Source organism: Colwellia sp. BRX8-4, assembly GCF_014077345.1.
Lineage (GTDB): Bacteria > Pseudomonadota > Gammaproteobacteria > Enterobacterales > Alteromonadaceae > Colwellia_A.
Genome location: NZ_JACGVS010000004.1, coordinates 163,237 through 177,174 on the forward strand (window position 1 = coordinate 163,237; position 13,938 = coordinate 177,174).

6 protein-coding genes are annotated in these 13,938 nt (G+C 40.0%); 4 read left to right on the plus strand and 2 right to left on the minus strand.

Annotated elements, in window-relative coordinates; translation table 11 throughout:
* Nucleotides 1-61: 61 nt before the first annotated feature.
* Together putA and H4J56_RS05525 are read right to left on the minus strand one after the other, a co-directional pair.
* Entirely contained in the window at nucleotides 62-3,886 is a 3,825-nt protein-coding gene (gene putA, locus H4J56_RS05520; protein ID WP_182221778.1) for a bifunctional proline dehydrogenase/L-glutamate gamma-semialdehyde dehydrogenase PutA, read from the minus strand.
* Nucleotides 3,887-4,294: 408 nt separating this feature from the next.
* Complete coding sequence (locus H4J56_RS05525) at nucleotides 4,295-6,082, minus strand: PhoX family phosphatase (protein ID WP_182258979.1); 1,788 nt, start codon at nucleotides 6,080-6,082, stop codon at nucleotides 4,295-4,297.
* Between the two features lie 174 nt (nucleotides 6,083-6,256).
* Here H4J56_RS05525 and H4J56_RS05530 point away from each other — a divergent pair, with 174 nt between their 5' ends.
* The 4 genes from H4J56_RS05530 (at nucleotide 6,257) to aceF (ending at nucleotide 13,873) form a co-directional block, all read left to right on the plus strand.
* Nucleotides 6,257-7,903, plus strand: coding sequence for a hypothetical protein (locus H4J56_RS05530; protein ID WP_182258980.1), 1,647 nt, complete (start codon nucleotides 6,257-6,259; stop codon nucleotides 7,901-7,903).
* A 536-nt stretch (nucleotides 7,904-8,439) separates the two neighbouring features.
* Nucleotides 8,440-9,201, plus strand: coding sequence for a pyruvate dehydrogenase complex transcriptional repressor PdhR (gene pdhR / locus H4J56_RS05535; protein WP_157471132.1), 762 nt, complete (start codon nucleotides 8,440-8,442; stop codon nucleotides 9,199-9,201).
* Between the two features lie 297 nt (nucleotides 9,202-9,498).
* Nucleotides 9,499-12,186: a pyruvate dehydrogenase (acetyl-transferring), homodimeric type gene (gene aceE, locus H4J56_RS05540; protein ID WP_182213654.1), complete on the plus strand. Its 2,688-nt coding sequence runs from the start codon at nucleotides 9,499-9,501 to the stop codon at nucleotides 12,184-12,186.
* A 19-nt stretch (nucleotides 12,187-12,205) separates the two neighbouring features.
* Entirely contained in the window at nucleotides 12,206-13,873 is a 1,668-nt protein-coding gene (gene aceF / locus H4J56_RS05545; protein ID WP_182244588.1) for a dihydrolipoyllysine-residue acetyltransferase, read from the plus strand.
* The last annotated feature ends 65 nt before the right edge of the window (nucleotides 13,874-13,938 follow it).

Sequence of the window (13,938 nt, forward strand, 5' to 3'; positions counted from 1 at the left end):
TTTTTCGTTTGATTTGTAAGTAATGACCCATAACGGGTCATACTTTTTAGGCAATCAGTTGTTAATCTTCTTCAACTAAGGTCATCAGCGATGTATTACCACCCGATGCCGTCGTATCAATACTAATCGTTTTCTCGGTTAATAGACGCTGGATCAAATTATCGAAATATTCTGAACTGATCACTGGCAATATCGCCCCTTGACGTTCAGCTAATTTTTCACTGATAAAGTGCTTACGATCACAATGACTGTCGACCACAACACCTGACAAGGCAGGGTGCGCTAACATCGTTGATAAGTGGCGTAAACGTGCAACCTGAAAAACACCTTCATCAGCACCCGTTGAGAGGAACTTGTCTCTAAAGGCGATGGCTTCATCATAATACAAATCAGAAACAACACTAACAACGGTATTACCGGTAGCCAACGCCGTTACAATAGATAGTACCCAGAAGTGAAAGCTCACTGTCGCATCGGCAAAACAAATAATATTACCGCGGTTTTCCAAATACAACACATTAGACTCACCCGTTGGTCCTGGTAAGAATGTTGGCTTTTTCAAACGCTTTTCAATATCAATCAACTGTGAACGAGCGCCTTTTAAGGTCAGATTTAAATCGTCGGCTAAATCATCAACAATATCAATATGCGCAATTTTGGCTAACAGCTGACGAACACAAGAAAGACGGGTATTTAACTCAGTTAAGCGCCAGCCTTTTTCTGCTGCATTTGCTTTGTCCATAAACAAAGTTGAGGCTTTATCTGATTCTGCATCACCGTCTAAGGCTTCTACCTGCGAAGGTAGCAAGTTAAATTGTTCGGCATCTGGCGTAGCTTTTTCAATAACTAAACGTGTTAAGTAATTGGGTCCACCTGCTTTTGGTCCCGTACCGGACAGACCACGACCACCAAAAGGTTGTACGCCAACAATGGCGCCAATCATATTACGGTTAATATAAACATTACCTGCGCGTGACAGCTTAGCTAAATCTAAGGCACGGTGTTCAATACGCGTATGAATACCCATAGTTAAACCAAAACCTGTACCATTAATTTTATCGATAACCGCTTCTATTTCATTGCCTTTAAAACGTACAATGTGCACACAAGGGCCAAAGACTTCTTTTTTAAGGACGCTAATATCTTTAATTTCATAAAGACGAGGCGCAAAAAAGAAATGCTCGTTACCTGCCACTTCAGCTGATATCTCACACTGATATAACAATTGACCATGGGTTTGCATATAGTCACTGTGTGCATTGAGCGCGCTGAGGGCTTTGTCATCAATTACTGGGCCGATATCTGTGCTTAAATATTCTGGGTTACCGACATGCAATTCTGCTAAGGCACCCTTAAGCATAGTAATGACATTATCAGCGATGTCTTCTTGTAAAAATAATACGCGAAGCGCAGAACAGCGCTGACCTGCCGATTGAAATCCTGAAGAAATAACATCGTCAACAACTTGCTCAGGCAAGGCTGTTGAGTCAACTATCATACAATTTTGTCCACCGGTTTCAGCGATGAAAGGGACTTGATCGCCACCTCTATCAGCCAACGTTTGTGAAATTATTGTGCCGGTTTCAGTGGAACCTGTAAACATAACAGTTTGAATACGAGCGTCAGGCACAATAACACTGCCCACTTCGCTTCCGCGAGCAATAACCGCTTGAACAACACCTTCAGGTAGTCCAACCGACTCCATTAGTTCAATGGTGCGCAAGGCAATTAAACTTGTTTGTTCAGCAGGTTTTGCTAATACGGTATTACCGGTAGCGATTGCCGCAGCAACTTGCCCTAAAAATATCGCTAATGGAAAATTCCATGGGCTGATACATAGTACAACACCACGAGCTTCTAGGCGTTCATCTTCTTCGAGTTCAATCGCTTGGTTAGCATAATAACGACAAAAATCGACGGCTTCTCTGACTTCATCAATACCATCTTGCGCAATTTTACCCGCTTCTTTAATACATAAGGCGATAAGTTCGTCCATATGGCGTTCAAGAATATCGGCAACGCGACATAACAAATCGGCACGTTCAGATACCGGTGTTTTCGACCACGAAGCAAATGTTGCTTGTGCGGTGTCGATCATTGCCAGCATGTCATCTTTAGTGTGGTGTTGATGGAAACCTATGACTTCACTATGGTTGGCGGGGTTTTTGACCGCTACCGAGCCTGAAGGCACATCATTTTCATTGATGTGATGATCGGTAAACCAGTTATCTAATGATAATTTTAACGGCGCTATAGCATTAATATCGGTTAAGTCTAGCCCTTTAGAATTATCACGGCCCAGACCTTTCGCATCATGATACAAGGCGATAGGTTTAACTATTTGGTGGTTATATTTATCTTTTAAACGCTGGGTTTTTTCAACGGGATCGCCCAATAAAGACTCGACTGGCTGAGACTCATCAACGATAGCATTAACAAAAGAAGAGTTAGCGCCGTTTTCTAATAAACGACGCACTAAGTAAGCTAATAACTCTTCATGATGACCAACAGGAGCGTAAATTCGACATTGAATATTTTCACTTGAGACAATTTGGTCATATAAAGAATCGCCCATGCCATGTAAACATTGAAACTCAAAACCTTCTTTATCATCGCCAGCTAGCTCAACAATGGTTGCCGCTGTGTAAGCATTATGCGTAGCAAATTGTGGATAGATACTATCTCTATATTCTAGTAATTTATTAGCACAGGCGTGGTAAGAAACATCGGTAGAAGACTTACGCGTGAAAACAGGGAAATGCTGAAGACCATCTTTTTGAGCATTCTTAATTTCAGTATCCCAATAAGCACCTTTAACCAAACGGATCATCATTTTTCGGTTAGTACGTAGGGTTAAATCACGTAACCAATCGACGACAAAAAGCGCACGTTTTTGATAAGCTTGTAAAGCCATGCCAAAACCTGTCCAATCGCCTAACTCGCTATCGCTAAAAACCGCTTCAATAATATCAAGTGATATATCTAAGCGTTCAGACTCTTCGGCATCAACGGTTAAGCCAATGTTATAACTTTTTGCTTGTAAGCAAAGTGCTTTAAGTTTTGGCACAATTTCGGCCATAACGCGGGCTTTGTGGGTAAACTCGTAGCGAGGATGAATGGCTGAAAGCTTAACCGATATACCGGGCACTCGGCGAGGATCATTTTTACCTGAGGCGCGAGCAACAGCGCCGATGGCATCGATTGCAACTTGATAAGATTTAAAGTAACGATCAGCATCCGCCATGGTGCGAGCACCTTCACCGAGCATATCGTAGGAATAGACATAACCTTGCTGTTCTTTAGTGGCAGCACGCGCTGTTGCCGCTTGAATAGTTTCGCCCATTACAAACTGCTTACCCATTATTTTCATGGCGTAGTTCATTGATTTACGAATAACTGGCTCGCCTAAGCGACCAATGACTTTTTTCAATAAACCAAAGCTGTCTTTTTTACGTTTATCGGCATAATTAACCATAGTGCCGGTAATTAATAAGCCCCATGATGAAGCATTAACAAACAGTGAATCACTGCTGCCTAAATGACTGCTCCACTGGCCTTGAGAAATTTTGTCACGAATTAAGGCATCTTGAGTATGTTTGTCTGGCACACGTAATAAGGCTTCTGCCAAACACATCAATACCACACCTTCTTCACTGGAGAGTGAGTACTCTTTTAATAGGGAATCAATTGCGCCATTCCCAGATTGGTCTTCACGAATTTGTAAAACCATTTTGCGAGCTCTTTCCCAAGCTCTACTTCTAGCACTAACATTAACTTCTGCCACAGGTAGAATATGATCTACTGCTATATTTTCATCAATACGATAAAATTCACGGATTTTCTGACGAATTGGGCAGTCTGTGCTAAACGAACCATTAAAAAGCATATACTCTTCCTCAAAATGACTACATAACAGCTTGGTGCTATATAGCGATAGTTACAATAGAATTTGTTTGTTTAATTCTGATTTGCCTAATTATAAATGTCGCTATAGTACAATACCACCATAGAATGTATTTCCTGGTCAAATAAGATATAAAATATACGGTATAATATATATAGTTGCCTAAAAATACTGCTGTTTACGCTAAGTTGCCATGGCATTTACTTGCTATGGTTTAGTCAATATTTAGTGAGTGTTTTGTATTGCTAAGTCATTTCTTAATGCTGAAATTAAACCAACCCCTAACTCTTGCTACCGAGCGGCAAACCGCCTTATATTTGTATCATTTTTATGTAAAAAAAAGCCCAGACATGCTGGGCTTTATCAATATTAACGCTAAATTTTTAAAGGTTATTCACCTTTTGGGTTATAAATCCACAGGGCGTTGTTAACATGCTTACTGGTGTCTTCACCAATTAAAACACGACCATCATCCATCACCGCTAAATTATCAGGGTTGGATATACCATTAACATCGCATTTGTTGCCATTGGCATCGCCGTCTGAATTATAAGCGCCACCGACAACGACTGGTTCCATGCGATTAACGTTAAAGTCTGTTTGGACACCAAAGCGATATACCGCGCCACAGTAAGCTGATGAATCAAGCTGAATATCACCTTCATTATCAACCATACCTTTTCCTACTTCAGACATAGCAACATACATGTAAGGTACGGCACCACTGGCAACACCATCATAATTAATCACCACACCTTCCATTTTACGAAATTCAGTGGTCGCGCCTTTGGCTTTAGCTGCTCGTAACGTTTCTAAAAATGCGTAACGGTCGTCGCCAGCTCCATTTATTGCCCAATCATCTATTTCTGTTTGAGTGATATAGCTGGTTTCACCTTCAATATAATCAGCTTCAGTAATACCGTTATATGAATTTATCCAGGTTTTTATTTCGGTATTATTACTGCTACCTAACTCAATCCACTGAATATCAAAGCCGGCTTTTGCTGGCGCACTTGTTGCGTCTTGCGTTAATTTAGCGGCATATAAAGTGCCGGCGCTTAAATCGCCTGCGTTAGTGGCAACAAATTTATAAAAGGCTTTATTTGAACCATCATCAGTGGTGTAAACTGTTTTCCAATCAGGCATTACCACCGAATTTTCATGGGCAACACGACCTAAGGTAAAATGCTTTACTGGCGTTGGGCTCGTTGAAGTTGGGTCTGTAATTTCAACTATATAGCCGTAATCATAGGGGTTGGGTAATGTTGAACTTGCTAAATAGCTTTGTAAGTTTTTAACATCTGGGTAGCTAGGATAGCCATCTAAGTAAGCGGTGTTATTCCATTGCTCGGTATTTTCAGCTTCGTAGTTTTCTTCTGACGTTAAAGGGGTATTCCATGGTGATAGCGTACCAAAACAATTAATGATTGTGCCTAATACCGCTGAAAAATCAACGTTAATCGCATCACCTATTGTCCAAGTTCCACTGTCTTCTTTAGATAGTTCTATACGGCTCATTGCACCTGGGCGATCTTCCCATGCGGTGAATAAAAAACCTGTGTCACCACTGGCAGAAGTTGGAACGAAGGCATTAAAATCAGGATCTTGAGATTGCTTAATCTTAGTGGCTTGATCAGCACTAGCAATCGCGCCTAAACCATGAGGCAATTGGTTATTCAAGGTATCACCCGCTTGCCCCAAAACTTGGTAGGTTCCGGCAACGACCCGTACTGCCATTTTTTCTGTATCGGTTGTTGGCACTGATAAACTCTCAGTCATAGGGTCAAGCGTACCCCAGTCAAATCCCGTTACTACGCCAACTTTTGCTGGTGTTTCGTTACCTGACAGATCTGAAGGGTGTTGTACATTAAAGAAAAGTTCATCGTTATCCGTTAAAAACATACCCGTAATTTCTGCACCTACTGGCACGGTTGCTAAGCGGGTTAGTTTTGCTGCAGCTGTCAGGTTTTGCCCATTAGCCCCATCACTCCCGTTAGCGCCATCAGTACCATCAGTACCGTTGACACCATCATTGCCATTGCTACCATCTAATCCAATGACGCCATTAGAACCGTTTGTACCATTTTTACCGTCATCACCACCACACGCTGTTAACATTGACGAACCGAGAATCACTGCTATGAGTGTCGCTATTTTTCTTTTTTTTAGATTCAGCATTTTATCTTCCTAGAGTTATGTGTAAAAACGCTATTAAAGTAATATCGGGGTGTGACATTTAGGTGACGTCTTTTTGACTTTATTGTTAAGAAAATATGAAAGTGCGCTTCAAATTACTGTAATAAAAGCCTTGTATAATTTACTGAATATATAAATGAGGGGCTATTAAAGCTTATGAAAAATTACGTATTAATATTTAGTTTACTTGTGACGATTTCCTTTATTGGTTTTTCGAGTTTATCAAAAAGTGAAAAAATGACTCAGGGCTTATTACCCGAAGTAGACATGAGTGAAATAATCACGCCGACAGCTAATGGCAGCATTAATGAAGAAGCACCTATTCCATCGCAGTGTTACACCAAAACTGCAGGGAGTAACAATCCCTGTTACACCTGCCATCAAACCTATAGCCATACTGAAACTGATAGTTACCGCAATAATTTACGTAATGACGGGGTTAATCAGGGTCTTTACAATTTTTCGGATGAAGGTGAAGGTAATAGCTGGGAAAACTTATTTGTTAACCGCGAACCCTGGATAGCAAAAATATCTGATGAACAAATAGCACAATACATAGATCAAGATAACTACAGTCAATTGTCGACGACATTAAAAGATAATAACTGGCAAGGTTTTATTCCCGACTTGAAAAACTATAATTTAGCTGGTGAAGCCTTTAATGATAAAGGTATTGCTAAAGATGGCACAGGTTGGGTGGCGTTTAATTACAAACCCTTTCCGGGAACCTTTTGGCCAACGAATGGCGCCACAGATGATGTATTAATTCGCTTATCAGCAGAGTTTAGGCAACTTAATGGCGAATATAATGAAGATGTCTATTTAATTAATCTTTCGTTAGTTGAAATGAGTATTAAGGCTTTACCACAAATAGATATTTTCCCAGCCGATGAAGTAAAGCTTAATAGCGACTTAAATATAGATGGTCAATTAACCAGACAAGTTGAATTATTGTTAGCTCAAGAATACTTTGTTGGCGATGCCAAGCAGATTAAAGTGCCTCGTCAACAATACCCGGTTAACACCGAAATTATGCATTCAGTTCGTTATGTTGGGATTGATACAAAGGGTGAAACCACTATTCCGCAACGGATGAAAGAGTTGCGCTATATGACTAAAACGCAATTATTAAATGACTCGGCAATAGACAGTGCTTATCGGCGAGAGCGAAAAGAGAAACTTGATGAACAATTACCCAGTTATATCCGTGTTAAAGACCGTGGTTTTAATAATAAATTTGGCTGGCTTATTCAAGGCTACATAGAAGATTATAATGGTGAGTTACGACCTCAGTCTTATGAAGAAACTTTTTATTGCATGGGCTGTCACTCCGCTATAGGTACCACAATTGATCAAACGTTTGCTTTTCCAAGAAAAGTAACTGGACGAGCAGGTTGGGGCTATATCAATTTAAAAGGCATGAAAGATGCACCATCGAAAGGACAGCAAGAGGGAGAAATTTTACAATATCTGCAAATTAATGGTGGCGGTAATGAGTTTCGAGAAAACATGGAAATGCACAGCAAGTGGTATAAAAAAGATGGCTCTGTTGATAAGGAGAAAGTAAAGCAAGCGGATGTTTATGCGTTAATTACCCCGTCCAAGCAACGTGCTTATGCGATGAATAAAGCCTATACCCAAATTGTCAGAACGCAGAGTTTTATTCATGGCCGAGATGTCAATATTACGCCTGCAATTAACGTTCATAAGACGATCGATGAATCAGTTGCACCATTAGAGCCAGATCATCGAGTAGAAGGGTGGGATATTCGTTTAGATTGGTCAGATAAAGCTATAAATTAAAAAATAGTCCTATAATTCATTATTGTTTTGTGTCGCTTAAATTGACTTTTAATTAATGGAAACTCAGCTTTGTAAAGGGCTATTTTATTTAACATCTAGCCCTTTTATAAGAGTTAAGCGTAATTTATAGCGGGCTTTTCAATAATTTTTATAATGTTTTTTTTGATCTGTTATCGAATCTCAATGCGTATAAAACTAAAAATAACCAGATAAAATAATTTAGCTTAATGACCACCTTGTTGGTTAAATAGCGTTCGATATAAGGCTTTTATTTGAGTTATTGTGTTAGCTATTCAAACAGTTGTTTGGAGTTTGAGCTCTAAAATAGTACTTGGAAAATCAGCCTAGCTGATCTATCTTCTCTTTACAAAATGTGTTTTTTTTGGTATTTTTACACCACTTTTTTGATTGGTAAGACCAATTTACCTCTTGGTTTTTTAGAAGATTTACAAAGAAAGTTTAATCACTTTTTAGTTTTATCTAACTCTAGGCCAATAAAACTATAGGTTAAGCTGTTAGTTATGACATTGTCAGGTATCCAAAAGCCAGTTAAGCAAGCAAAATTGTCGGATGTAATTTTACGACAATTAGAAGCCTTGATTCTTGAAGGTAGCTTGCAAGCAGGTGAAAAATTACCACCTGAACGAGAGTTAGCAAAACAATTTGATGTTTCTCGACCCTCATTACGCGAAGCTATTCAAAAGTTAGAAGCTAAAGGCTTAGTAAATCGTCGCCAAGGTGGTGGCACATTTGTTAGTGACCAAATTTTATCAGGCTTGTCTGATCCGTTATTTGAGTTAATGTCGAAAAGTAAAGAGTCGCAATTTGATCTCTTAGAGTTTCGTCATGGTATTGAAGGGATGTCGTCATATTATGCGGCGATGCGAGGCACGGAAAATGATTTTGCTGAAATACAGAAAAAGCATGACGGTATCGGCAATGCCCAGTTAGAAAATGATTTACGTTTAGAGGCTGAGGCTATATTCGACTTTTATCTTGCTATATGTGCGGCGTCACACAATGCGGTCACTCTGCACTTAGCGCGAAGTATGTCGAGTTTGTTGATTGATAATATTGAGCAAAATCTTACTGTTTTAGCTAAGCGCCCAGATATATTTGCGCAAATGGCTGAATTTAGAAAACGCTTGTTAGACGCAATTATTAGTGGTCAGCCACAAAAAGCTTGGGGGGCAAGCCACCGTCACCTCGCTTTTATAGAAGAAGTGCTACTAAAAATGTCACAAGAAGATAGTCGCATGGAAAGATCAATGCGCAGAATGCAACGTAGTGAATATTAATAGCTATTACGTTGCAAAATAAAATTTAGAAAATAACTGTTTAACGTTAATCAAAGCATGTAAATATGCAAAAGTTGACTATCTTTAAACACAGAAATTTAACTTATAGCTATCATAATTTAAGATGTTGAAGTTTAGTGTGAGTGCAAAATTATAGATACAAGGCATTCGTTTGCAGCAATGGTTCGCTATTGCAACAATGAGTAACGCCGTAGTGCTAGTTTTGAAACGCAATAAACCTGCATATAGAGTAATGATGACTATATATACTTACTAACTATTGGAAACTAAGTAATTATGTCTGAGCTCCCAAAAATTGATTTAGATTCATTGGAAACCCAAGAGTGGTTGGAATCTATGGATTCTATTCTGGAAAATGAAGGTCCAGATCGTGCACATTTCATTTTAGAAAAACTTATTGACCGCGCTCGTCGCAGTGGCACACATTTACCTTTTGAAGCAAAAACAGCTTATGTAAATACCATACCTCCTGGGCAAGAGCCTAATATGCCAGGTGATCAAACGATTGAAGCACGCATTCGTGCAGCTATTCGTTGGAACGCTTTAGTGCTGGTACTTCGTGCGTCGAAAAAAGATTTAGACTTAGGTGGACATATAGGCAGTTTTGCTTCTTCTGCGATGTTATACGATGTCGGTTTTAATCACTTCTTCAGAGCGGCTTCTGAAAAAGACGGTGGTGACTTTATTTTCGCACAAGGACATATCTCTCCAGGTATTTATGCGCGTGCCTTTATGGAAGGTCGTTTAACTGAATCTCAAATGGATAACTTTCGTCAAGAATGTGATGGTAAAGGGTTATCTTCTTATCCTCACCCTCATTTGATGAAAGATTTCTGGCAGTTCCCAACTGTTTCTATGGGGCTAGGTCCATTACAAGCAATTTATACTGCGCGTTTTCTTAAATATTTAACCGATCGTGGTATCAAAGATTGTTCAGCACAACGCGTTTACTGTTATTTAGGTGATGGCGAGACCGATGAGCCAGAATCATTAGGTGCTATTGGTTTAGCTTCGCGTGAAGGTTTAGATAACTTAACATTTGTTATTAACTGTAACTTACAGCGTTTAGATGGCCCTGTTCGTGGTAATGGCAAAATTATTCAAGAGCTTGAAGGTACTTTCCGTGGCGCTGGCTGGGAAGTCGTTAAAGTTATTTGGGGTTCTTACTGGGATGCCCTTATTGCCCGTGACACTTCAGGTAAACTTTTACAACTTATGGAAGAAACGGTTGACGGTGAATACCAAAACTGTAAAGCCAAGGGTGGTAAATATACCCGTGAGAACTTTTTCAATAAATACCCTGAGACAGCGGCATTGGTTGCCAATATGTCTGATGAAGATATTTATCGTTTGAATCGTGGTGGCCATGATCCGGTTAAAGTTTACGCCGCTTATAAAAAAGCGATAGAAACTAAAGGTCGTCCAACTGTCATTCTAGCAAAAACAGTAAAAGGTTTTGGTTTAGGTGCCTCAGGCGAAGCATTGAATGTTGCTCATAACGTGAAGAAAATGGATGTTGAGTCTATTAAGCTTTACCGTGATCGTTTCAATATGCCGATCAATGATGATGAAATTGCTGATTTGCCTTTCTATCGATTCCCTGAAGACAGTGAAGAGTTCAAGTACATGAAAGCGCGTCGTGAAGCGTTAGGGGGTTCTTTACCTGCTCGTCGTGTACAAGCAGATGAAACGTTAGAAATCCCATCTCTTAAAGTCTTTGACGCAATATTGAAAGGCTCTGGTGATCGTGAAGTTTCTTCAACAATGACCTTTGTTCGTGTATTGAATGCACTATTAAAAGATAAAAAAATAGGCAAGCGTATCGTGCCTATTATCCCTGATGAAGCGCGTACTTTTGGTATGGAAGGTTTATTCCGCCAAGTGGGTATTTACGCAAACGAAGGGCAAAAATACATTCCTCAAGATGCTGACCAAGTTGCTTATTATCGTGAAGATAAAAAAGGTCAGGTTTTACAAGAAGGTATTAATGAATTAGGTGCTATGGCGTCTTGGGTTGCAGCGGGTACGTCTTACTCTACTTGTAATGCGACAACAATCCCATTTTACATCTACTACTCTATGTTTGGTTTCCAACGTGTTGGTGACTTAGCTTGGGCTGCGGGTGATAGCCAAGCAAAAGGCTTTTTACTAGGCGCTACTGCCGGTCGAACAACCTTGAATGGTGAAGGTTTACAACATCAAGATGGTCACTCACATGTGCAAGCAGGTTTGATCCCTAATTGTGTGACGTACGATCCTACTTATGGTTATGAAATATCGGTTATTGTGCGTGAAGGTTTACGTCGCATGTATGAAGAAAATGAAAATATTTTCTTTTACTTAACCTTGATGAACGAAAACTATAAACATCCGGCGATGCCTGAAAATAAAAATGTTGAAGAGCAAATAATTAAAGGTATTTACAAGCTTGAAACGGTAGCAGCGAAGAAAGCTTCGAAAAAACCAAAAGTTAACGTGCAGTTGATGGGCTCAGGCACTATCTTGGAAAAGGTACGTGAAGCGGCACAAATTTTAAGTGCTGATTACGGTATTTCAAGTGATGTTTACTCAGTAACTTCATTCAATGAATTAGCCCGTGACGGTCAAGATGTTGCACGCTGGAATATGCTTCACCCAGAAAGTAAGCAAAAACAAGCGTACATTTCTAACGTTATTACCAAAGAAAATGGTCCTGCAATTGCAGCAACTGATTATATTAAAAACTATTCAGAGCAAGTGCGTGCCTACATAGACACCGAATACCGCTGTTTAGGTACCGATGGTTTTGGTCGAAGTGACAGTCGCGCTAATTTACGTACTCACTTTGAAGTGAATGCTGCTTATATTGTTGTTGCGGCGTTATTTGAGTTAGCTAACCGTGGTGATGTTGAGCGTTCAGTAGTTACTGAAGCGATTAAACGCTTTGATATCGACACTGAAAAACTTAACCCACTTTACGCATAAGCAGACTAGGAGATTTAATATGTCAGATAGTCAAAAAATTCTAGTCCCTGATGTTGGTGGTGACGAAGTAGAAATTATTGAAATTTGTTTTGCTGTTGGCGATTCAATCGAAGCAGACGAAGGAATTGTTACCGTTGAAACTGATAAAGCATCAATGGATATCCCGGCACCATTTGCTGGAAAGTTATCCGCATTATTGGTCAGTGTTGGCGATAAAATTAAAGAAGGTGATGTGATTGCTGAAATGACATCATCGCAAGCAGCACCTGAAACGGCTGAAACTACAGACGAAGCGCCAGCAGAAGCTGTAGAAGAAACGGTTGCAGAAGTTGAGTCAACTCCTGCACCTGCTGAGGCTCCTGCTAAAGCGGCGGTATCAGCACAAAGTGAAATTATTGATATTGCAGTTCCTGATATTGGTGAAGACGGTGAAGTTGAAATTATCGACGTTTTAGTGAGTGTTGGTGATGTTATTGAAGTTGAAGATGGTTTAATCACCTTAGAAACAGATAAAGCGACAATGGACGTGCCTTCGTCACATGCGGGTACCGTTAAAGAAGTATTGGTTAGCGTTGGTGGCAAAGTAAAGCAGGGCGCTATTGTTATTAAGCTTGAAACATCAAGTGGCTCACCAGTTGAAGTCGCTGCTCCTGCTCCTGTTGCTGAAGAAGTTGCTGAAGCACCGAAAGCTAAACCCGCACCACAAAAGGCTGCTCCTGTTCCGCATCACCCACAAGCGGGTAAAGTGGCTTCATCGGGCAGTATCTATACTTCGCCATCGATTCGCCGTATTGCACGTGAATATGGTGTTGATTTAACCTTAGTTAAAGGAACGGGCAGAAAAAGTCGTATTTTAAAAGAAGACGTACAGTCTTACGTGAAATACGAACTGTCTCGACCTAAAGCTAACGCGGGTAGCTCTGTTGCTGCGGGTGAGGGTGGATTACAGGTCGTCAGTGCTAAGGCTATCGATTTCTCGAAATTTGGCGAAATTGAAACGAAAGCACTTACGCGTATTCAAAAAATATCAGGTCCATTTCTTCATCGTAATTGGGTAACTATTCCACATGTTACTCAATTTGATGAAGCTGATATCACTAATGTTGAAGCGTTTCGTAAAGAACAAAATGTTATTTGTGAAAAGAAAAAGCTAGGCTTTAAGATCACGCCATTAGTCTTTATTTTAAAAGCGGTTGCTGATGCTTTACGTGAATTCCCTGCGTTTAACTCAAGTTTGAGTGAAGACGGAGAAAGCTTAATTCTCAAAAAATACATTCACATCGGTGTTGCTGTTGATACGCCTAATGGTTTAGTTGTCCCGGTAGTACGTGATGTCGACCAAAAAGGTATTCATCAACTCTCTCGCGAACTTCTAGAAATTAGCATGAAAGCACGAGATGGCAAATTGAAAGCGACCGATATGCAAGGTGGATGTTTTACTATTTCTAGTCTTGGTGGTATTGGTGGTACAGCATTCACGCCGATTGTTAATGCTCCAGAAGTGGCAATTTTAGGTGTTTCAAAATCAGAAATAAAACCTAAGTGGAATGGTAAGGATTTTGAGCCTAAACTTATGTTGCCATTATCAATGTCGTACGACCATCGTGTTATTGACGGTGCCTTAGCCGCGCGCTTTACGGTACACTTAGCCAGTGTAATGTCTGATATTCGTCAATTGATCTTATAATTGATAGAGTCTTTGACGCTAAGATAAAAGTGAGCAGGCAGAAGTGCCTCTCACTTTTTACTACT